The sequence below is a fragment of the Parabacteroides gordonii MS-1 = DSM 23371 genome (genome assembly GCF_000969825.1).
GTDB lineage: Bacteria > Bacteroidota > Bacteroidia > Bacteroidales > Tannerellaceae > Parabacteroides > Parabacteroides gordonii.
The window spans coordinates 70,264-90,962 of sequence record NZ_KQ033920.1; the positions used below are offsets into that span (position 1 = coordinate 70,264).

At 46.4% G+C, this 20,699-nt stretch carries 17 protein-coding genes; 10 read left to right on the plus strand and 7 right to left on the minus strand.

Annotation, left to right across the window (positions count from 1 at the left end):
• The first annotated feature begins 452 nt into the window (after positions 1-452).
• Both HMPREF1536_RS17285 and HMPREF1536_RS17290 read left to right on the plus strand, forming a co-directional pair.
• Positions 453-1,217, plus strand: coding sequence for a DNA-binding domain-containing protein (locus tag HMPREF1536_RS17285; RefSeq protein ID WP_028726806.1), 765 nt, complete (start codon positions 453-455; stop codon positions 1,215-1,217).
• Between the two features lie 196 nt (positions 1,218-1,413).
• Positions 1,414-4,866 carry an InlB B-repeat-containing protein gene (locus HMPREF1536_RS17290; protein WP_028726805.1) on the plus strand — a complete coding sequence of 1,151 codons (3,453 nt, stop codon included), beginning with the start codon at positions 1,414-1,416 and terminating at the stop codon, positions 4,864-4,866.
• 43 nt (positions 4,867-4,909) lie between these two features.
• On the opposite strand, the gene HMPREF1536_RS17295 is transcribed toward HMPREF1536_RS17290, so the two are convergent.
• Positions 4,910-5,593, minus strand: a complete 684-nt coding sequence (locus HMPREF1536_RS17295; protein WP_028726804.1) for a queuosine precursor transporter — start codon at positions 5,591-5,593, stop codon at positions 4,910-4,912.
• Positions 5,594-5,688: 95 nt separating this feature from the next.
• The gene (locus tag HMPREF1536_RS17300) at positions 5,689-6,357 is read right to left on the minus strand and encodes a DUF2490 domain-containing protein (protein WP_028726803.1); all 669 of its coding nucleotides are present in this window, start codon (positions 6,355-6,357) and stop codon (positions 5,689-5,691) included.
• Between the two features lie 97 nt (positions 6,358-6,454).
• Between HMPREF1536_RS17300 and HMPREF1536_RS17305 the strand changes: the two genes are divergently transcribed.
• Entirely contained in the window at positions 6,455-7,126 is a 672-nt protein-coding gene (locus HMPREF1536_RS17305) for an SGNH/GDSL hydrolase family protein (RefSeq protein ID WP_028726802.1), read from the plus strand.
• Positions 7,127-7,390: 264 nt separating this feature from the next.
• Positions 7,391-7,945 (plus strand): GNAT family N-acetyltransferase, encoded by a 555-nt coding sequence (locus HMPREF1536_RS17310; protein ID WP_044191606.1) that lies wholly within the window; start codon positions 7,391-7,393, stop codon positions 7,943-7,945.
• A gap of 4 nt (positions 7,946-7,949) precedes the next feature.
• Here the strand turns inward: HMPREF1536_RS17310 and HMPREF1536_RS17315 are convergent, their stop codons facing one another.
• Complete coding sequence (locus tag HMPREF1536_RS17315; RefSeq protein ID WP_028726800.1) at positions 7,950-8,714, minus strand: exodeoxyribonuclease III; 765 nt, start codon at positions 8,712-8,714, stop codon at positions 7,950-7,952.
• A gap of 126 nt (positions 8,715-8,840) precedes the next feature.
• On the opposite strand from HMPREF1536_RS17315, the gene HMPREF1536_RS17320 reads away from it, so the two are divergent.
• The 3 genes from HMPREF1536_RS17320 to HMPREF1536_RS17330 all read left to right on the plus strand — a co-directional run bounded on the left by HMPREF1536_RS17320 (position 8,841) and on the right by HMPREF1536_RS17330 (position 11,135).
• Positions 8,841-10,082: a PLP-dependent transferase gene (locus HMPREF1536_RS17320; protein ID WP_028726799.1), complete on the plus strand. Its 1,242-nt coding sequence runs from the start codon at positions 8,841-8,843 to the stop codon at positions 10,080-10,082.
• Entirely contained in the window at positions 10,079-10,726 is a 648-nt protein-coding gene (locus HMPREF1536_RS17325) for a response regulator transcription factor (RefSeq protein WP_028726798.1), read from the plus strand. The genes HMPREF1536_RS17320 and HMPREF1536_RS17325 overlap by 4 nt, the downstream gene beginning before the upstream one ends.
• A gap of 127 nt (positions 10,727-10,853) precedes the next feature.
• Positions 10,854-11,135 (plus strand): HU family DNA-binding protein, encoded by a 282-nt coding sequence (locus HMPREF1536_RS17330; RefSeq protein WP_028726797.1) that lies wholly within the window; start codon positions 10,854-10,856, stop codon positions 11,133-11,135.
• Between the two features lie 86 nt (positions 11,136-11,221).
• On the opposite strand, the gene HMPREF1536_RS17335 is transcribed toward HMPREF1536_RS17330, so the two are convergent.
• Genes HMPREF1536_RS17335 through HMPREF1536_RS17350 form a run of 4 tightly spaced genes read right to left on the minus strand, consistent with a single transcriptional unit; the run spans position 11,222 to position 15,664 of the window.
• Positions 11,222-12,826 carry an MFS transporter gene (locus HMPREF1536_RS17335; protein ID WP_028726796.1) on the minus strand — a complete coding sequence of 535 codons (1,605 nt, stop codon included), beginning with the start codon at positions 12,824-12,826 and terminating at the stop codon, positions 11,222-11,224.
• 15 nt (positions 12,827-12,841) lie between these two features.
• The gene (locus HMPREF1536_RS17340; protein ID WP_028726795.1) at positions 12,842-13,912 is read right to left on the minus strand and encodes an HlyD family secretion protein; all 1,071 of its coding nucleotides are present in this window, start codon (positions 13,910-13,912) and stop codon (positions 12,842-12,844) included.
• 20 nt (positions 13,913-13,932) lie between these two features.
• Positions 13,933-15,243, minus strand: a complete 1,311-nt coding sequence (locus HMPREF1536_RS17345) for a TolC family protein (protein ID WP_028726794.1) — start codon at positions 15,241-15,243, stop codon at positions 13,933-13,935.
• Positions 15,221-15,664, minus strand: coding sequence for a MarR family winged helix-turn-helix transcriptional regulator (locus HMPREF1536_RS17350; protein WP_028726793.1), 444 nt, complete (start codon positions 15,662-15,664; stop codon positions 15,221-15,223). Before HMPREF1536_RS17350 ends, HMPREF1536_RS17345 begins: the two co-directional genes overlap by 23 nt.
• A 458-nt stretch (positions 15,665-16,122) precedes the next feature.
• On the opposite strand from HMPREF1536_RS17350, the gene HMPREF1536_RS27690 reads away from it, so the two are divergent.
• The 3 genes from HMPREF1536_RS27690 (at position 16,123) to HMPREF1536_RS17360 (ending at position 20,644) form a co-directional block, all read left to right on the plus strand.
• A complete protein-coding gene (locus tag HMPREF1536_RS27690; protein ID WP_147337556.1) occupies positions 16,123-16,470 on the plus strand; it encodes a hypothetical protein in 348 nt (115 codons plus the stop codon).
• A gap of 12 nt (positions 16,471-16,482) precedes the next feature.
• Positions 16,483-17,280: a DUF6261 family protein gene (locus tag HMPREF1536_RS17355; RefSeq protein ID WP_028726792.1), complete on the plus strand. Its 798-nt coding sequence runs from the start codon at positions 16,483-16,485 to the stop codon at positions 17,278-17,280.
• A gap of 127 nt (positions 17,281-17,407) precedes the next feature.
• Positions 17,408-20,644, plus strand: coding sequence for an InlB B-repeat-containing protein (locus HMPREF1536_RS17360; protein WP_028726791.1), 3,237 nt, complete (start codon positions 17,408-17,410; stop codon positions 20,642-20,644).
• Positions 20,645-20,699 lie beyond the last annotated feature (55 nt).

Sequence of the window (20,699 nt, forward strand, 5' to 3'; positions counted from 1 at the left end):
AGCATTTTTGCACCGGAGTCCATAAAGAACTATGTTATTGCTTCTGCAAATATAGTAATTATGAGCAGATTCCAACTGTTGACATGATTAATTATCAGGGGTTCTGTGTGTATTTTTGCTTCACAGAGCCCTTTTGTGTTCTTTTGTGTGTTCTCCCGTGATACCAATGCGGGATTCTGGGCTCTTGCCTTATGGTCTTTTTCCATGAAAAAACATGTATATAACAACACTTTTTTCGGCTTAATACCCTGAATAAACAAAGGATAGACATAGTTCTTTATGAACTAATCTAAAATAGTGTAATATGAAAAATAGGACATTGATGGTCTCTGTTACAGCCTTTCATTTCAATTTGAAGGATAAAATCAGGCAATTAGCTACTCTGTTTCTACTAAATAAACAACAATATCATTCCCTTCTAACGAGTGGATGAAACATTTAATTATAATATCATGGCAGAAAAAACAATTCTCACTGTCGACCTGTACGATAACGTACTGACAGAAAAAGCAAATGATTTTACAGGTAAAGTTTCCATCACCGGTACTATCCACAATTCGGATATAGCAGAACGTATCGTTAAGGCACGTACCGAGTACCGCCCGGAAACGATTTTGAACATCCTCGGTATGGCAGACGACATAAAGATCGAAGCCATTGCAGAGGGCAAGAGCGTGGTAGACGGCGTGGGCCAGTGGCTACTCAATTTCAGCGGGCCGCTCGAGGGAGAAAGCCCCATCTTTAACTCCGACGTTCATAGATTCGGTGTCACCTTTACACCCGGAAAGGCGTTGCTGAAAGCGCTGAAATTGTTGGTGCCCGGTTTCCGCAAGGCCAAAACGGGCCCGGTTATCAACGGCTTCACCGACTCGACTACCAAATCTGTCAGCCAGGTATTGACTCCCAATGCTCCGGGTATTATCTCTGGTGCAGGCCTGCTCTTGAAGGGCGACGATCCGTCGGTAGGCGTTTACTTTACACCTGATGGAGCCGACCAAACACCTGTAAAAGTGAACCTGATCGTATCGAATACCACTTCGCAGATCATTATCCAGATCCCGGCATTGCCTGACGGACAATATCTGTTGAGTATCACGACACAGGCAGGTGCAGGCTATTCTTTGGTAAAAGAACCTCGTACCTACCAATACCCTATTTTATTGAGTGTAGGCAGTCAGCCGGGTGGTGGCGAAGATGATCGTCCGGTTATCGAGTAATCCGTTATTGAGGGGGATGGGAACAACGTTATTGACACTATACTCAACACCATTGTTCCCACCTACCTCAACAACGTTGTTCCCACCCTACTCAACAGTGGTGTTGACACCTACCTCAACAACATTGTTGATATACCCCTTACAAATTAATGTTAAAACTGTGAATCTTTTATTATCAACTTAATAATAACAACGCATGAAAAATAAGTACTTAAAGAGTATGACAGCACATGTAATTATGGTGATGCTGTCTGTATTATGCCTGACCGGAGCTCAGGCGATCGGAGCACAGAACCGAAATATGGGAGGAGGATCACCTTCAGGAGGTAGCTCTGCTGCAAACGCCAGTTCTTCTCAAAAACCAATCATGCCCCTTATGACAAGAAGTACCAGCAATGCTGTTTCTGTTAATGAAACGGAATATGCAACCTGGGCGGATGCAGTAACAGCAATCAACGAATCGTCAGAGGAAAACTTTGATATTGTATTGATAAATCATGTCATGGATGCTAAAACAATGCCAAGCAAGCCTTGTACAATTAGTGGTAAAACAACAGACATTAATTTTACCTATATCGATGATAATAGTTACCTCACAAGAATCCAAATGTCAGCACCTGTTACATTTAAGAATATTACGCTTCAGGTTTGGCAGATTGCTGCGAATGGACATGCATTGACATTTGATGAAGGTGTGACTGTTGCTAGTGGATATACTATTGATAATGCGAAAAATACCGGCATCCGAAACATTTGGGGTGGTACAGATAACAATAGCAATGTTGAAAACACAAACATCACTATTAAAAGCGGTCAGTTCGGATGGGTTACAGGAGGAAGTACAACATCAGGGGATGATCCTGCTAATTCTGGAGACGTCACCGGTACATCAACCGTAACAATAATTGGAGGTACCATTAATGGCACTGTCTTTGGAGGAGGCTATGGAGGTACATGCGATAACACCATAGTAAATATGTCAGGAGGGACAACCGGATGGATTTATGGAGGAGGCGAAGTAGGCGACGTTACCGACACAGCTAAACTAACCATTTCAGGCACAGCTGTCGTTAAAGAAACCGTATTTGGCGGTAGCGATTCCGGTACTTGCGGAAGCACAGAGGTAAAACTTAATGGCGGAACGTTCAAAGGTAATATTTACACAGGAGGTTTCCACGGCATCGTAGCCGGTCTTTCTTCTATAATAGTGGATGGAGCCAAAATAGATCCGGAACAAGAATCAGGTTCGCCAAACATTTATATGGGTGGTAGTATTTACGGTGGTGGATTTGGAGATTTTAACAGCGAAGATGACAAAGGCAAAGTTGACTCTGCAACGGTCTTGATAAAAGGGCTGAAAGAAGGTAGTCATCATGTGAATGTTTTTGGTGGTGGTCTCACTTCCAGTGTGACTGAAAATACTAGTGTAACCATTGAAGGAGGCACAATTGACGCTGCCTGGGGAAGTGGTGATAATTATAATGGAAATAAAGGCTCTGTTAAAGGCAATGCAAGTATAGTAATTAAAGATGGTACTATAAAAACAGTAGGAGCAGCCAGAGGACAAATGCAAGGAAAAGCCATAGCTGTAGAGGGTAAATTAAGCATCTCCATAGAAGGAGGAAGCGTCATAGAATCCATCATGTCCGGCAATGAACCCCACGGAAGTGAGTACAAAGATTGTACATTGACACTAAAAGGTATCGGCAGTGAGAACCAGCCCTATAACTTACCGCAGATAAGAGGAATAAACAATCTGGTTCTCGATAATACGATTGCAACATGCAGAGGAAGTATTCAAACCGAAGGTGGTTCCTATAATTTGGGAGGATTTGCTTTTAATGAAGATAATCCTATACACATCAGTGGTGACGGTAAATTAGTCGGTCGCGACATCTTACTTCAAACAATGGATCTTGGTGCTTTACCGCCTAATTTACCTCTGGTTGTTACTGGAAATCTACCTAAAACAACCACCTTCGCAGGGCTTGTAAGGCTGGAGAGTGGCATTACCCCTGTCACCACTCTTATTTACAAAGCCGGTCATACTTACCGTCTGAAGAAAGCAGAGGAAACGCTATATACCGTAGGTATTGCCACCCTCGAAACAGAAGGTATAGGGACTATTTCCGTAAAATGGGATCAATATGCCGCAACAGACGTGATGCTCGAAGATGGCGATCAGGTGCCGAATACGGCAAATATCACACCTACAGCTACACCAAACGATGAAGGTATCACTGCTACCCTCAAAAATGGAGAAACAACCATCACAAACGGAAGCACACTCACACTCTCAGCCGATGCCTCTTTCCAAGGAGAATTTGAGATACAGCCTTTAGATCTGAATGAAAAGAACGAAGACATCACCATCTCCAAAGACGGAAATATATGGAAATACATGAAAGCTGCAATTACCCGGTCAACCCCTTCCTTACTCTCTTTCAACGGCACAATAAAAAACACCCTTGCCGACACAAAACGCATGCTGATTGATGAAACCGCCCAAGGCGTCTTGACGTTCGAGAATGCAAAAATCAACTCATCAACAACAGCTGCCCCTGCGCTGACAATTGCCAACGGAGCTAAGGTGTCTTTCAGAGGTAATTTAGAAGTGAAAGCCGGAGAGGCCAACCAGTATGGTATCTCAAATAACGGTAGCCTGACAATCACCGGAAAAAATACAGAAATCACAGCGACTAACACGACTACCGATAGTGACAAAGGGATCAAAGTGAACCCTCAAGCCTCCATGGTTGCTGAAGCAAATACAAAGTTAACCACTTCCGGCATGGATAATGCAGGATCTGTTGTCGTAAAAGAAGGTGCTACGGCTGAAACTACCACTCAGCAACCTTTGCAAAAGACTTATCTCGTGACCGTACTTGATCCGGGCAACGGAAACGAGCTGGTTCTTACAACCGGTACTGACATTACCGTCAGCAATCAAGATAAGGTAGCAAGCAATACCATACTTACTGTCAGTGGAATTCCGGCTTCCGGCTACGCATTGGAGTCTATCACCGCCACCCCGAAAAGTGGTCAGGCAGCAACACTCAGTAACAACAGCACATACACGATGCTGGAAAGCCCAGTCGCTTTTTCCGCTACATTCAAACAACAGATAACACCGCCTGAACCACCTGCAACGGTCTATTACAATGTTACCCTACCGGTCGTTGAGGGAGCTGTAACCGATCCGGTTGCCGGAGCGTATGAAGTGGAGTCATGGGGTAGCTTCCGGTTCTATCTCTCGCTCGACAAGGAGTATGACCAGTCAGTTCCGTTAGTAACGACCAGTCGTGGCGAAACCATCACCCCCCGTACGAGTGACGGTGCATATATCATTAAATATGTTCGTCAACCGCTCGATATATTCATCGACGGCATCGTGAAGAACCCCGACCCGGTGGCCAACGAAACCCTGGCGACCGTCCCCGCCACTGTCCGCGTCTTCGGCAATGCTTTGTCGATCACTGTCCCGCAGGCCACGACCGCCATCATCTTCGACCTGGCCGGACGTCCGCAACGCAACCTTCGCCTGCCTGACGGCGAGACGCGTGTGGAAGGTTTGCCCTCCGGTGCCTACATCGTCAAGTTTGAAAATGGGGAAGTGGTAAAGGTGATAGTAACCCGTTCCCGTACATAACAAAAGCCCCGCGTCTGTAACAGGCGCGGGGCTTTTCTTCTTCTTATATATCTTTCACTTTCAACACATTGTAAGACGTCCCGATATCATACACATCGCTTCCGTCCACTTTCTTGATATACTTCACTATGCGGATGGTGACAGGCAGGATCAGTACTTCATAAAGCGATTTCAGTACGGCCTGTGTCCCGATCATGATCAGCAGCTCTCTGGGCGGTATCAGTCCGAGGAAAGCGATCGGGAAGAAGATCAGCGAGTCGGCGCTTTCGCCCGCCAGTGTCGAAACGATGGCACGCAGCGAGAAGTTCTTCCCTTTGGAAGCGATCTTCATCTTGCTCATCACATACGCATTGAGGAACGAACCCACCAGAAACGCGATCAGGCTGGCAATGGCGATACGCGGCGCCATCCCGAATACGAAGTTGAACCCTTCTTCCCCTTCCCAGAACGGGGCGGCGGGAAGCATAACGGCCAGTTGGGCGAACCCGATCACGAGGAAGTTGGAGGCAAAGCCGCTCCAGATAATCAGGCGCGCCTTTTTAAATCCCCATACCTCGGCGATACAGTCGTTGATGATATACGAGATGGGGAATACGATCAGCCCGGCAGTGGCAGTGATGCCGAATACCTGGACTACTTTGGTTTCCAAAAGGTTGGAAGCGACCAGGCATATATTGAACAGGATGCCCAGCAGCATGAAGGGGATTGAAACAGTTGTCTTCTGCATAATTCTTGTTTTTTACGAGGTTTATCAAGTACTCGGGAAAGCCGGGGCTTTCCGTATCATGTCTTTTAATTTCGGGGGCAAAGATAAGTATTTTTTTAGAACCGGTGTGCATAGGTCAGGCCTATTGCATGTTTATAGTTCACCGGGTCGTATACATTAAATATATGGTAGCGGTAATACAGTTGCAGCGAGTTCTGTTTGTTTATCTTGTAGTCGCTTCCGGCGGACAGGCGTATCCGGTCGGCATGCATCCGCCCCTGATACCCCGTGTCGTTGAATACCTCGGCATAGGCGAAAGGGCAAATACCTGTCTTTCGGATCTTGTAGGAGAGGGTGAGCATGCTGCGGAGATAGTTCTTGGGATGCTGGCCGCCTGTTTTGTATGTGCTCTGGAAACGTTCGCGGAGCGACAGGGTGAAGTTGCCGACCGGGTAGTTGGCTGAGGCGTAGACGTAGTAACGGTTCCGCAGTTCTTCGGATGCTTTATACTGGCAGAGCAGCATGTAGGCGATGCCTGTCTTAAAGTAACGGTTGAAAGTGTAGTTCACCTCTCCGGTGGTCAGGAACCACTCCGCCTGCCGGAAGTCGCTTTGGGGACGTATGTCTTCTTCCACCAGGAAGGAGAAGCGGCGGTATATCTTCCCGGATAAACTGACCTTGAATGCCATTCCCGCCCCGTCCATAGCAGCGATGGGAGAGAGGGTTGCCGCAAAGAGGAGAATGCATAGAAGAAAGAAACGATTTCGTTTGAAATAGCTTTTCATGGAGCCTTATAAGTGTTTTTGTTCAGTATCGCTGCAAAGATAATGATAAAACGACTATTTTTGTACCTATTGTAACCTAATAAAAGAAATTCATCGTATGAAGAACATGAGAAAATGGTTTGTGTTGGCCATGTGTATGTTGGCCACTTCCTCACTCTTTAGTCAGCAGAACGATTGGGCGCAGTTCGGTCGTTATGCAGAAGCCAATAAATCGGTCGAGACACCTACGCGGGTGGTCTTTATGGGAAACTCCATCACGGACGGTTGGTGGAATACCGACTCTTTATTCTTTAAGAACAACCGTTACATAGGCCGTGGGATCGGCGGACAGACGACTGCGCAGATGCTGGTTCGTTTCCGTGCCGACGTGATCGACCTGCAACCTAAAGCGGTAGTGATCCTGGCCGGTACCAACGATATCGCGCAGAACAACGGCTATATCGCTCCCGAAAATATCCTGGGCAACATCATCTCGATGGCTGAGTTGGCTAAAGCCAACAACATCGATGTCGTCCTTTGTTCCATCCTGCCTGCCTACGAATACGGCTGGCGCAAGGGCCTGGAGCCTGCCGATAAGATCATCGCCCTGAACAAGATGATCAAGGAGTATGCCGACCGTCATAACCTGACTTATGTGGACTACCATTCCGCCCTGAAAGATGCCCGCAACGGACTCCCCGAAAAGTATTCGAAAGATGGCGTACACCCTACTATGGATGGGTATAAGATCATGGAACGCTTGATCTTGGAAGCGCTTGAAAAATATTGAAACATAGTATGTAGCCCTGCCCGTTAATGGTGGGGCTACATGTTAATATCCCGCATACCTATTGCATTTCCCGGAAATTCAGATATCTTTGCCCCGAATTATAATAACTGCTTTTTGAACACACAATCTTTACATATAGGTGCTTAATAACAGCCTGTAACTCTTTTCAGGCTGGCCACTTCTATTCTTTTGGGTAATAATCTCTACCCGAACCGATTTCTTATTTCCCTGTTTCTCTCTTTATACTTATATATAAATAAAACAATGATGGAAAATGATGTTCAGATCAGAAGGGCAACTTCTGACGATTTTAACGACGTGATGCAGATCGAAACACTCGCTTTCGGTAGTGCTAAAGAGGCTGAATGGGTAGCCGAGGTCATAGCCGTTGAGAATACGGAGCCGTATCTCTCCCTGCTGGCCTTTTACCGGGGGGAAGCGGTAGGCCATATCCTCTTTACTCCGGGGGTAGCGGAAGGTTCCGTCGACACTTCTTCGATCTATATACTTGCCCCGCTTGCAATAAAGCCGGCGTATCAGAAGCAAGGGCTCGGCGGACTACTGATTGAAGCGGGCTTACGGTATCTGCGGGAGTCCGGTGTAAAGCTGGTTTTAGTATTGGGGCATAAAGAGTATTACCCCCGGCACGGCTTCAAGGGCGATGCGGAAAGCGCAGGTTTCTTCCCGCCTTATCCGCTGCCCCGTGAGTATGCCGACTACTGGATGTACCAATACCTGACCCCCGACACGGATAACATCCCGAAAGGCCGTATCCGCTGTACAACGGCCTTGGACAAACCGCAGCACTGGCGGGAGTAATCGTTTATAGTTCTACTTCCAGTACCGCCGGGCAATGATCCGAATGTACGGCGTCATTCAGGATGTAGGCTTCTTTCAATAAGGGTTTGACCGGTTCGCTTACCATACAGTAATCGATGCGCCAGCCCTTATTGTTCTTGCGTGCACTGAAACGGTAGCTCCACCAGGTATATTGCTGCTTCTCCGGGTTCAGGTAACGGAAGGTATCGATAAAGCCGGCATCGAGGAAGCGGGTCATCCATTCGCGCTCTTCGGGAAGGAAACCGCTGTTCGTGGCGTTGCGTACCGGGTCGTGGATGTCGATCGGTTCGTGGCAGATGTTATAATCGCCGCAGAGGATCAGCTTCTTTCTTGTTTTTTGCAGTTCCACTACATAGTTCTGAAAGTCTTCCAGCCATTCCATCTTGAAGGCCTGCCGCTCGTCACCGCTAGTTCCTGAAGGGTGGTAAACGCTTACAACGGAAGTGTCGTCATAATCCGCACGGATGAAACGTCCTTCGTTATCATACTTTTCTATCCCCATGCCGATCTCCACATGGTCGGGTTCCCGGCGGGTGAGGATGGCAACACCGCTATATCCTTTCTTCTGCGCACTGAAGAGGTAGGGTTTGTAGCCCAATCCTTCAAACGCTTCAGAAGGAAATTGTTCTGGCTGGAGCTTGGTTTCCTGTATGCAAAGTACATCCGGTTGTTCCTGTGCCAACCATTCCGGCAGGCCTTTGGTTACGGCGGCACGCAGGCCGTTGACGTTGTATGTGATGATCTTCATAAATCTGACTTTTATTTTGTTTATATGAACCCAAAGGTAGTATTTAACATTCTGATGTGCTAATTTTTGCCAAATGAATAATACTTTTGTAACGGCAAAAAGAAAACAACGCTAGATTAGTACAGAATGGAAGATATTAGTTTTGAGGCCCGCGTGCTTCATACCCCTTACGAAAAGCCGGATGCATATAACGCATTATCCATGCCGGTATATAACACGGCTGCATACGAATTCGATACCGCCGAAGCGATGGAAGCCGCCTTTTGCGGAAACACATCCGACCATGCTTATTCAAGGATCACGAATCCTACCGTACAATATTTTGAAGACCGTGTACGCGCCATTACCGGAGCCATGAGCGTCACTGCCCTGAACTCGGGAATGGCCGCTATCTGCAATACGCTGATGACGATCGGACGTGCCAATGCAAATATCGTTACGTCGCCGCACCTGTTCGGGAATACGTTTTCGCTGATGAAGAATACACTGGCCGCTTTCGGTATGGAAGCCCGCTTCTGTGACCTGACAAACTCGGATGAAGTACGTGCCAACATCGACTGCAATACCTGTGCCCTCTTTCTGGAAGTGATCACGAACCCGCAACTGGAAGTAGCCGATCTGAAGCTGCTTTCTTCTATCGGAAAAGAAGCGGGCATTCCGTTGATCGCCGACACGACGATCGTACCTTTCTCCGTCTTTCATGGAAAGGAATACGGTATAGATATAGAGATCATATCCAGCACAAAATATATATCCGGCGGTGCGACTAGCATAGGGGGACTGATCCTGGATAACGGTACTTTCGACTGGAGCCATTTCATCACCCTGAAACATTGGTACGAACAGTTCGGCGAACGCGCCTTCACTGCCCGTCTGCGTAAAGAGATCCATCGTAACCTGGGTGCCTATATGACTCCCCAGGTCGCTTATATGCAGACCCTGGGACTGGAAACGATGCAGGTACGCTTCGACCGCCAGGGAATGAACTGCCTGGAACTGGCCGGACGTTTGCAGGCACTGGACGGCATTGTCTCCGTCAACTATACCGGGCTGAAAGATAATCCTTATTATAAACTGAGCACGGCACAGTTCGGTAAATACCCCGGTGCCATGCTGACGTTCGACCTGGTTTCGCGCGAAGCCTGTTTTGCCTTTATGAACCGTCTGAAGCTGATCCGCCGTGCGACCAACCTCTTCGATAATAAGACACTCGCCATCCATCCGGCCAGTACCATCTATGGCAGTTTCACGGAAGAACTGCGGCAGAGTATGGATATCAGCCAGCAAACCATCCGCCTGTCGGTCGGCCTGGAGTCGGTGGACGATCTGTATAACGATATCAGGCAAGCTTTAACCGCTGACGTATGAGAACCCTTGTCATAGCCGATAATCAGGATATCACTAAAGCCGGCATCTTATATCTCACAGATAAGATGCGGGAGGTCGGTCTGGTGACTGAAGCGGCCGACAAGAAAGAATTGCTCCGGTTGCTGGTGCGTTATCCCGATGCGGTCGTCCTGCTGGATTATACCCTTTTCGACCTGAATAGTGCCGATGAGTTGATCATCCTGCAAGAACGGTTCAAGCGGATTTCCTGGATACTTTTCAGTGAAGAATTGAGTGAAGATTTCATCCGCCGGATAATTTTCAGCAGCGAAACATTCAGTATTGTACTAAAAGATTCTTTTTTAGAAGAAATTCGTACAGCAATATTTTCCGCTTTCCGTTCGCAGCGTTTCATCTGTAACCGGATAAATAATTTACTGTCCGACAGGAAAGCCGGACAGCAAAAAGAACATCCCGTGCTGACATCTACGGAGACGGAGATATTGAAATCCATTGCTTTAGGAAAAACGACAAAGGAGATTGCTGCTGAGCGTTTTTCAAGTATTCACACCATAACCACGCATCGGAAGAACATCTTCCGCAAGATCGAAGTGAACAATTTACATGAAGCAACCCGCTATGCACTTCGTGCAGGAATTATAGATTCTGCTGAATATTATATTTAAAATAAATTATTTCATTATCTTTACGGCTGATTTAGTCGCTATCGCTTGGTTTTTAGGTTCTGATGAACATTTTCCGGGAGGTGGTTGTTTAATGACTATAATTCTTATTTTATTAATAAAAAACTCAATGAACAGAGCAGAACTCGTTGCAGCCTTAGCCGAAAGAAGCGGGCTACAAAAACAGAAAGCAAGCAAGGTGCTAGAAGCCTACATGGAGATCGTAACTGAAGTTTTGTCAGCGAATGACGAAGTAACCCTTATTGGTTTTGGTACTTTATCACCCAGACCGCAGAACAGCCGTATGGCCCGTAACCCCAAAACAGGTGAACCTGTTATGATCGAGGCCAGAAGAACTGTTAAGTTCAAACCCGGTAAGTTCTTATTGGAAGCGATGAACGACAAGAAATGAAAGAAATGAAAAAGCGTCCTTCTCTGTGACAGGGAGGGATGCTTTTTTTATAGCCTGACCTTGCGTCAGAAGATTACTTATCTGATTTACACCATATCTTCCCCTGTCTTTACAATCTCTACCTTCAGCGTTTTATGGAAAGGAGTGAAGCGCGAAATCACCATCACGACAATAGCAAAGATCAGTACGTAGCCGATGATTGTCTTTAGGGCAAGCAACAGGCTTTGCGTTTGGAGTGTCGTATAAAGACTGTTGCATGCCAGTGCTGTCGCATCGGTCATACTGTGTCCCTGCGCCAGCATGCCTGTCCTGGATTGCTCATACAACTGTGCTGCCACCGGATTATCCATACGCATATTCTCCGATAAGATCGTCATGCCCTGCAACTGAACGCGGTAAAGCATATTGTTGAAGAAAGACGATGCCAGTGCCGGAGCAATCACCGAGCGGCAGGTGATCAGGAAGAAAGCGTTATATATCATCAGCTTCGGGTTCATATCTTCTACGACAAATACACCGAAAGCAATAAACAGGATCATCATACCCATTCCCCGGAGAAACATCGGAAGGTACAACATCTCATATCTCCCGTCGGGAGTGATCCCGAAATAAAGGATGGTGAGGTAAATCACATAACACAACATTCCCCCCGAAATAAGTACCCTGAAACGCCATCGTTGCCACCGGAACCACCAGAAACAAATCACCGCCCCGCATATAAAGCCCGGCAGCATCCACAGGTTGAGGAAGTTGGCATGTACGCTGTCTACCCGGATAATACTATTCATATAACTGGTAACCAGCGAACTGGTTGCAGAAAAGAACATGACCAGCATCATGTAAAAGTAACCGATCAACGCTTTGCTGCTGTTCAGCACTTCCAGCCGGAGATAAGGATTCCGCGTCGTCTTTTGCCGGAACAGGAACAGCCAGACCAGGACGGGCAACGACAATACATAAACCGTTATCTTTGTCGACGAAAACCAGTCGAGCGTCTTGCCATAGGTGGCCGACCAGATAGTAAAAAGCAGGATAGATGCCATGAGCAGGATACTTTTCCAGTCGATCTCCTTAAACGGGAAATAAACCGGACGCCTGGCGTACCGGAAAAACATCAGGATAAAAGATATGGCCACCAACAGCAGCAAGATAACAAAATAATACATATACTGCCATTGATAATAATAAGCCAGCTGCGCCGTCACCGCCATTGAAACCTGCCCGGCGGAGAACACGATCGGGTAGAAGTAAGCGTAAAACTCGCTGCGGACATTCTTCGGACTGAACAGCGGACGGATCATCAAAATAATCTCCAACATCGCAAATGCTTTCAGGAAACCGATAAAGAAACTGCATACAATAATTATATCCATCTGGTTGACTTGCGCGCAGATAAAGCTGAGTATCACCTGCAACAAAAGGTCGATCAGCAGGATCGTCTTGGTCGTCACTACCGGGCGCACCTTCGGGATCAGCGGATAAGCCACCGCCATACCCGCTGAAGTGGCATAATAAGCCATGCTGATATCCTCGCTCAACACCCCCAACGTGCCGGAAACCTCAGTGATATTTCCGGTATAGGCACCGTTTATCAGGATGATCGGGAGCATCACGACAAAAGCCGTAACGATACCCAGCCAGCGGGGAACCCAGGGACGTATCGGTACACTTAAAAGTGCTTGGTTAGCCATTTATCCTACTCGTTTTTAGTCTTTTTTCAATGCTTCCGTCTCCACCATCATCCCGGCGCGGAGCCTGTTCATGTCGTCGGGTGACGCATCTGTGAGGTCGATCCTGACGGGGATGCGCTGCTGCACCTTGATGAAGTTGCCGGCGGAGTTGTCGGTCGGCACCAGGGAATATTTAGAGCCGGTCGCTTCGGAGATGGCCGTCACTTTACCGTGGAAGACACGGTTGTCGATGGCATCCACCTTGATACGCACCTCCTGGCCGATATAAATGTTACTGATCTGCGTCTCCTTGTAGTTGGCCGTTATCCATTTGTCGTCGCCGCGTACCAGGTTACTCAACGTCTGGCCGGCCTGCACCAGTTGCCCGGTTTCCAGCGTGCGGCGACCCATATATCCGTCGAACGGGGCGGTGACGACCGTATAGGAGAGGTTGAGCTGCGCCATTTCGAGGTCGGCTTCTTTGCGCAGGATCATGGCTTCCACACTGCCGCTTTTCTTGCTCGTCTCCGAATATTGCGACTGCGCGGCACTTTTCTGGCGCAGCAAAGCATCGTAGCGGGCTTGCATGGCTTCGTAATTGGCCTTTACCTGTTCGTATTGCTGTTGCGATACCGACTCCTCGGCCAGCAGGTTGGCATAACGGCGGTAATCCTGTTCCAGTTGCCACAGGCGGGCTTTCGTTTCGGCGATATTGGCCTCCTGCACGCTGACGTTGACTTCAGAAGTCTGTATGCCGGAGCTCAGGATGTCTTTCGAGGCGCGGGCATCGAGCAGGGCGGCTTCCGCATCTTTCAGCTTGATACGGTATTCGCGGTCGTCGAGTATAAGCAAGGTATCGCCCGCTTTTACATGCTGGTGCTCGGTGAAACGGACTTCGCTGATATAACCGGATACACGGATGTTGACCGGGGTGATGTACTGGTCGACAACGGCATCGTTGGTTATCTCGTAGTTCACGTATTTCCAGAAATAATTGACTGTCCAGGATATCCCGCTAAAAGCCAGCAAGATGCATACCGTGTTGAGGGTAATGTTGCGTATCTTCAGTCGTCTGAGTTGTTTTCTTTTCTTATGTAGTCCGGACATATCGGTTTGTTTTTATCTGATTATAAATTCCCGCACGAACGCATCAATTGGTAATAACTGTAAATGACTTCCGTCCGTGCATTCGTCAGTTGCAACTCGGCTTCCAACCGGATGCTGCTGGCATCCAGCAAGTCGGTCAGGATGGAAAGCTGGTTGAGATAACGGTTCCGCACGATCCGGTAATTTTCTTCGGCTTGCCGGACGGAGAGGAGCAAAGCCTCTACCCGGTCGAGCGCCTCATGGTGCTTGATCCAGGCACTTTTTACGTTGACACGGATATCCTGCCTGACCTGTTCTTCCCGGTTCTTCCGGATATTTACATATTGCCGCGCTTCGTGCACCTTATGCTTGTTCTGATAGAGGGAAGACAGGTTGTAAGAGAGACTGAGCGCGATGTTCCAGTTGTTGGAAAACATATCTTCCATCGTCGTGCTCAACGGGCGCGCCAGCGTATTGGCGGCACGGAGCGAAAGCGAGGGGAGATAGTCTGCCTTCGACAGGCGGATATCGTTTTCCGCCAGCCGCGTATTGTAGCGGGCAATCTGCAATTCAGGATAATTATCGTAAGCCTGCCGCACATATTCGTCACTGCTTTCGAGCGATACCGCCGTGTAGAGCAACCCCGTATCGGGTTGGAGCAGCAAGGTTTCATCCAGTCCGAGGACGACATCCAACTGCTGGGAGACGATGGCGATATTGTCGTTCGCTTCCCGGTAAGCCAATTGGTCGTTAGTCAGTTGCAACTCACTGCGCAACTCATCGTTGCGGGTGACGATCCCCTCTTTCTTCAAACGGCGGATATCTTCCAGCCGTCGCGCCGACTCCTCCACGTTACGGGCGAATACCTCTTTTTGCTTGTACAGGCTGAACAAATCCATATATTGGCCGAGCAGCAACAGCTTTATTTCGGCTTTGTCGTTGGTCGAGTTTAAAGCGGCAATCTGCTTTTCCAGCGACGAGCGTTTGATCGTATAATGTATCTTGCCGCCCCGGTAGATCGGTTGCGTCACCTCTACATTATAATTATGCGACCAGTCCGGCATGTCGGGATGCACGGGTTGCGAAAGGCCCTGCCGGAAGACGGTCGGCCGTCCGATATATCCCGTGGTAGCCCCGATACTGATGTCAGGCAGCCGCGAGGTTTGTGCTGTTTTTTCCTTGTCGGCGGCTATCACCTCCTGCATGCGGGTGGCTTGCAGCCGTAGACTATTCTCCGTACCCAGCCGGAACAGTTCGTCGAGGGTAAGAGAATAAGCCTGTTGGGAACGAGTCGCAACAGGCTTCAAAATAAACAGTAACAATAATAAACTATATCTTATCGAATATCTCATTTAGCTTCGTCAATTGCTTTATGCAGGAACCCATCTGCCGGGGATTCATTTGTTCGCCCACCTGATCGTACATACCTTTCAGTATGAACTTTATACGTCTGGCCATTTCTTCCCCTTCGGGAGTGAGGAAAATCAATTTATTCCGCCGGTCGCTGGCATCTTCCTGCCTGACAACCCAGTTTTTCTTTTCCAGGTTGTTGATCAGGTTGGTAAGGCAGGCCTTGTCTTTCGCTGTTTTCTCGGCCAGGGTTTGCTGGCTGACTCCCTGTTCTTTCCACAGGCAGTGCATAATCTGCAACATTTCGAAAGTCATGTCGACATTATTTTGTTTGAGCAACCGCTGGATGCTTTGGCGGAAGGTCATCCGTGTTTTTAATACCAGTAGATTGAGTTCGTGAGCTAATTCCCCATTTGTTGTCATGCTGTTTTTTCCCTTTGATGGCGCAAAGGTATGTATTTCTTTTGATATTAGTTTAATGTTTGACTATTTATTTTTTCGGAAAGATTAGAGATCAAAGACCCGCTGTTTTATACTCGATCATAAAAGAAAAGACTGTGTAAGTATATAGTCAATAATTATTTTTAGACGGTATTATCTATTCTATATACTGAAAATCAATTATATATAAGTGAAAAATGAGTGACTAAAAAAAAACGATCGTTTTTTCTAGTCACTCATTTTGTATTAGCGCAAAGTTAAAAACAATTATTTATAAAACAACTAATATTCAATATTTCTTTCTAAAAATCAACTGAATACAAGTTGAAAATTAAAGTCAGCATAAATGTTTATGTATGTTAATTGTTTGCGAAAAAAATGACTAGAAAAAACGATCGTTTTAGCTAGTCATTCTATCAAAAACACTAGTATTCTTAAAGATGAAAGAGCGAATAAAGCCATCCACCTACCCGAATGAAATAACGCATTCATACGCTATTTTACCGAAGGCCTACGACGGCACGATGCAACGTTGCAAAATGCCTTCGTACCCCTACAACGACGGGGTGCAACGTTGCAAGACATCGTCGTACCCCTACGACAACCCAATTCACCGTTGCAAAACGTTGTCGAAGGCCTACGACGGTACAATGCAACGTTGCAAAACACTGTCGTACCCCTACGGCGACATAATGCAACGTTGCACGGCACCATCGTACCCCTTCGATACTATACATTATTATTATATACTATCAGCAAATAATATCCGACTAAATACTAATCATTAAATCATCTACATTATGGCAAACATCCAAACATGCCCTAAGACACGGTTAAGAGCCAACGAATTTCTTACCTTTTGTCTCGCTGTAAAAAACGAAATCCAGCGGGCCGACAGGGATATTTCACTTTATAAACCCGAGTTCGAGAGTTTCGACGCCAATATCATTCAATTCGACAATAGTCTGAACCGTTTGAGTAAGAGTGAATATACCAGGAAGTCGAACGAATCGAAACGCAGGCTGAATGCTTCGCGCGACGGACTTTTCAAGAAGATAGCGGCAGACCTGAGTAATTCGCACGACGATTTTGTGGCGGCAGCTGTCAGCCTGATGATCGTTGTCGATCAGTTTACATACATCAGCCATCTGTCTTTCGAGGATATTATCGGAAAGACGGACAGTATCGTTGCTTATTTTCAATCGGATGATTATAAGGATCTTATCAAATTGCTTAAGTTGGACGACCGTGTTACCCAATTGCAGATAATCAACAATGAAGCGAAAAATATCCTTAGTAAAAAAGCTACGGAAACGGGTCGCCGCAACATGCCCCGTAAAACGCCGATCACCCGCCGTGAACTGAATGTCTCTTACGATAAACTGGTCGACCAGTTGAATTTCCTGGCTCGTCGCGACGGTGATACGGATTACCTGACCCTTTTTGCCTTTTGGAATGCCCTGATCGACAAGATGCGTGTCACGATCTCGCTCCGCAGCGGTGAAGCCAAAGGCGGTAAAACCGACAGTGGCGCAAGCAACCAGCCGACCACCCCGCCATCGAGCGGTGGCGAAGACGACCGCCCCGTAATCGAATAACTATCAGCCGATAGTAACCTTTCCCCTCTCGAGAGGGGGCAGGGGGTGTGTTATAGCCTCGCCCTAAAACGGCCTGTAACACACCCCTTTATCACTAACAAATAATCATCAACCAAATACAATAAAAATGAGGACAATATTAATTTTATGTTTATCTATCCTGTTTCTTCCGCTGACGCTGGCGGCAGAAGGATTAACAGTTACAGGAGGGGAAGAAAATACGGATTATTCTTATGCGGATAATGTGTATACTGTCCTGACAGGGACAGCACTAACCTTTTCAGGGACGACGACGACGGATCGGATTGTGATAAAAGAAAGAGTGACGGCAGATATTATATTAGATAATGTAGATATACAATTTACAACAATTGATCAATGGGGAGATGGAAAGGCTGCTTTTCATATAAATAAAAATGCAAGTGCTACTATAACATTGGCAAATACTAATATTTTAACTTCAAATGGAAAATCATCTGGTTTAGAAGTTCCTGAAGGTACATCTGTTATTATCCAGGGAGATGGACAATTAACAGCTACCGGTGGAACATCTTCTGGAGAAGCAGGAGCAGGAATTGGAGCAAGGAAAAATTGGGGATCTGGAAATATAACTATACAATCCGGAACAATTATTGCTAATGGTGGTAATGGATATGGGTACTATAAAGGTAATTATTCCGGTTATGGTATTGGTAGTTATTTCGGAGAAAATGTTATTATTAATGGAGGTATTATAGCTGCTAAAGGTGGAACTGGTGCAATATCTGGGAATGGAGATTCTATTCTTAATCTAATAATAAATGGTGGTACTTTCACTAACTTCTCTATTTCTGGAACTAAAGTAATTATAAACAAAGGAACAATCAATAATACAGATGGTAGTCGGATAACTTCAGATGAAATTATTATTAATGGAGGTAATATAAAAATTACTATTCCTCAAAGAGAGAATGGAACAGGTATACATTCTATTGAAACTAAGAAGCTGATTATTTATGGTGGAAATATTTTTATTGAAGGCCAATCTTTTAAAAATCCTACTGATGTGTATAATGATAATAAAGGAGGAAATGCTATAAATGCAACAGAATCAGTTGAAATATATGGAGGAACAATTAATTTATTAGGTGGTAGTGGAAATCCTATTGGTGGCAATGCAGGCCCTGGATTAGCAATCAATTCACCTAAAATAATTATAGATGGAGGTAGCTTATATGCAAAATGTGGTAGTCCCTGGACTGTTTTTCCATTTGATAAGTCTATTATTAAAAATCAGAATAATAATGATATTTATCTCGGCATTACTCCCGAAATAGCAAATGCAACCGATGTATCAGTAGATGGTGTTCCTTATTATATTAGTGGGAACCATCCGGATAGTGATAATAAGTTGTATCTTTATATGACAGGAACAACACATAAGGTTGCTATTCGTGCAGATGGTAAAGTAACAACCTATGATGTTGCGTATAATAGATCAGGTAATGATAATGATGGATATTTTATTTTTAGTAATAAAGCAGAACCAACTCCTTCCAAAACATCTAAAATATCTTTTGATGTCAATAATATTACTACAACTTATACCAAAGAAAATAAGGAACTAACAGTAAAACTTACTGTTACAGAAACACCGATAACCCGCAGCTCCGCCATGAACAGCGTACAACTGGCATTGACGGATGGAACAAATACTTACTATTCCGATCGCCAAACAGTTACTGGTTCAGACGAATATACATTTACCTTTGATACGCAAGGATTAGATGCAGGCAACTATACGCTTACCGCTAATTATGGCGGCTCGGCAACAAGCCTGGCTGCTAATGAGCAGACAAAGACTTTGACAATCGAAAAAGCAACACCAATCTATATTATACCTTCTGGCTTATCTGTTACCTATGGTAAGACATTGGCAGATATAAATTTGCCGGATGGTTGGGCTTGGAATGCTTCGGAAACTTCCGTAGGTAATGTAAGTTCATCCCCGAAAACTTTTGCCGCTACCTTTACACCAGCCGATACAAAGAATTATAACACAGTCGTGGAAAATCTTTCCATCACAGTGAATAAGGCAAAGCCTAGCAATCCGAAAGATCCGGAAGTTACTTCATCATCCCCTGTAACATACGGAGCAAAGCTATCCGATATAACAATCACTGACGATTGGCAATGGGAGGACGGAACGATTGTACCGACTGTGACTAATTCCGGTTATATGGCTTATTATCCTGTTACAGATTATGATAATTATGATTGGAATGGAATCTCTGGTTATAATAAAACTGATCATCAGGTTAAGCGGACAGTTGCCGTAACAGTCAACAGAGCTGATTTATCTGCTGCCGACTTTACCTTTACCGCCCCGACCGATCTCGTCTATAATGGTAATAAAAAAGCCGCTACGATTAAAGCTAACGACGGTTTAATGGGTGTTGGCAACATCACCCTTAAATATTACAAGGAGAGCGAGACAGCACCTGTCGATCCGACTGAAGTCGGTACCTATACCGTAAAGATTGACGTTGCAGAAGGCGATAACTACAATTCCGCCAACGATCTCAATGCGCTGGAATGGACATTTACCATTCTTCTGAAACAATATGCCATCGCCATCGATCCTGCGATCGCAAACGGCACAGTCACTGCCGACAAGACGCAAGCCATTGAGGGCGAAACCGTAACCCTGACCGTCACCCCGGCGCAAGGCTACGAACAGGAAACGTTGTCTTATACTACCGACGGTGGCACAACGAAAGCCATCACTGGAACAACCTTCGTGATGCCTGCCGCCGACGTAACGGTGACGGCTACTTTCAAAGTATCATCCGTACCCCCTGTTAACCCCCCGGTCATTCCAGATGATCCCGACGACCCTGCTCCGGTTCATTACACCGTCACCCTTCCTACCGTGGAGGGCGCGACAACCGATCCGGCAGCAGGCAGCTACGAGGTGGAGAGTTGGGGCAACTTCAGCTTCCTGCTTACGCTCGGCGAAGGGTATCGAAAGGACTCGCATCCGGTCGTGACGGCACGCGGTGAGACGCTTACCCCGAATGCATCCACCGGCAAATACATCATACCGAATGTGCAAAGCGATATAACGGTCGGGATCACCGGCATTGTCAAAGACGTTGCCACCGGCAACGAATCACTGTCCGACGGCTTCCGTATTACGACATCCGGCAGATTGCTACTGGTTACCGTGCCCCGCGCTACCCGCCTGTATCTCACCGATACATCCGGCCGCCTGATCCTTTCGCGCCTGCTTCCGGCAGGAGATACCCGCATCGACAATCTGGCCGCAGGTGTCTATCTCCTGACGCTGGAGGGAGAGAAAACAAAGAAGATAATCATAAGATAAATGAAAATGGGCTATCCTCCTTCAAGGGTAGCCCATCTTTATATGTAATAATACC

What these genes read in the sequence shown, in the direction of transcription:
- HMPREF1536_RS17285 (WP_028726806.1), top strand. Translation starts at nt 453, where the DNA reads ATGGCAGAAAAAACAATTCTCACTGTCGACCTGTACGATAACGTACTG.
- HMPREF1536_RS17290 (WP_028726805.1), top strand. Translation starts at nt 1,414, where the DNA reads ATGAAAAATAAGTACTTAAAGAGTATGACAGCACATGTAATTATGGTG.
- HMPREF1536_RS17295 (WP_028726804.1), bottom strand. Translation starts at nt 5,593, where the DNA reads ATGCAGAAGACAACTGTTTCAATCCCCTTCATGCTGCTGGGCATCCTG.
- HMPREF1536_RS17300 (WP_028726803.1), bottom strand. Translation starts at nt 6,357, where the DNA reads ATGAAAAGCTATTTCAAACGAAATCGTTTCTTTCTTCTATGCATTCTC.
- HMPREF1536_RS17305 (WP_028726802.1), top strand. Translation starts at nt 6,455, where the DNA reads ATGAAGAACATGAGAAAATGGTTTGTGTTGGCCATGTGTATGTTGGCC.
- HMPREF1536_RS17310 (WP_044191606.1), top strand. Translation starts at nt 7,391, where the DNA reads ATGATGGAAAATGATGTTCAGATCAGAAGGGCAACTTCTGACGATTTT.
- HMPREF1536_RS17315 (WP_028726800.1), bottom strand. Translation starts at nt 8,714, where the DNA reads ATGAAGATCATCACATACAACGTCAACGGCCTGCGTGCCGCCGTAACC.
- HMPREF1536_RS17320 (WP_028726799.1), top strand. Translation starts at nt 8,841, where the DNA reads ATGGAAGATATTAGTTTTGAGGCCCGCGTGCTTCATACCCCTTACGAA.
- HMPREF1536_RS17325 (WP_028726798.1), top strand. Translation starts at nt 10,079, where the DNA reads ATGAGAACCCTTGTCATAGCCGATAATCAGGATATCACTAAAGCCGGC.
- HMPREF1536_RS17330 (WP_028726797.1), top strand. Translation starts at nt 10,854, where the DNA reads ATGAACAGAGCAGAACTCGTTGCAGCCTTAGCCGAAAGAAGCGGGCTA.
- HMPREF1536_RS17335 (WP_028726796.1), bottom strand. Translation starts at nt 12,826, where the DNA reads ATGGCTAACCAAGCACTTTTAAGTGTACCGATACGTCCCTGGGTTCCC.
- HMPREF1536_RS17340 (WP_028726795.1), bottom strand. Translation starts at nt 13,912, where the DNA reads ATGTCCGGACTACATAAGAAAAGAAAACAACTCAGACGACTGAAGATA.
- HMPREF1536_RS17345 (WP_028726794.1), bottom strand. Translation starts at nt 15,243, where the DNA reads ATGAGATATTCGATAAGATATAGTTTATTATTGTTACTGTTTATTTTG.
- HMPREF1536_RS17350 (WP_028726793.1), bottom strand. Translation starts at nt 15,664, where the DNA reads ATGACAACAAATGGGGAATTAGCTCACGAACTCAATCTACTGGTATTA.
- HMPREF1536_RS27690 (WP_147337556.1), top strand. Translation starts at nt 16,123, where the DNA reads ATGAAAGAGCGAATAAAGCCATCCACCTACCCGAATGAAATAACGCAT.
- HMPREF1536_RS17355 (WP_028726792.1), top strand. Translation starts at nt 16,483, where the DNA reads ATGGCAAACATCCAAACATGCCCTAAGACACGGTTAAGAGCCAACGAA.
- HMPREF1536_RS17360 (WP_028726791.1), top strand. Translation starts at nt 17,408, where the DNA reads ATGAGGACAATATTAATTTTATGTTTATCTATCCTGTTTCTTCCGCTG.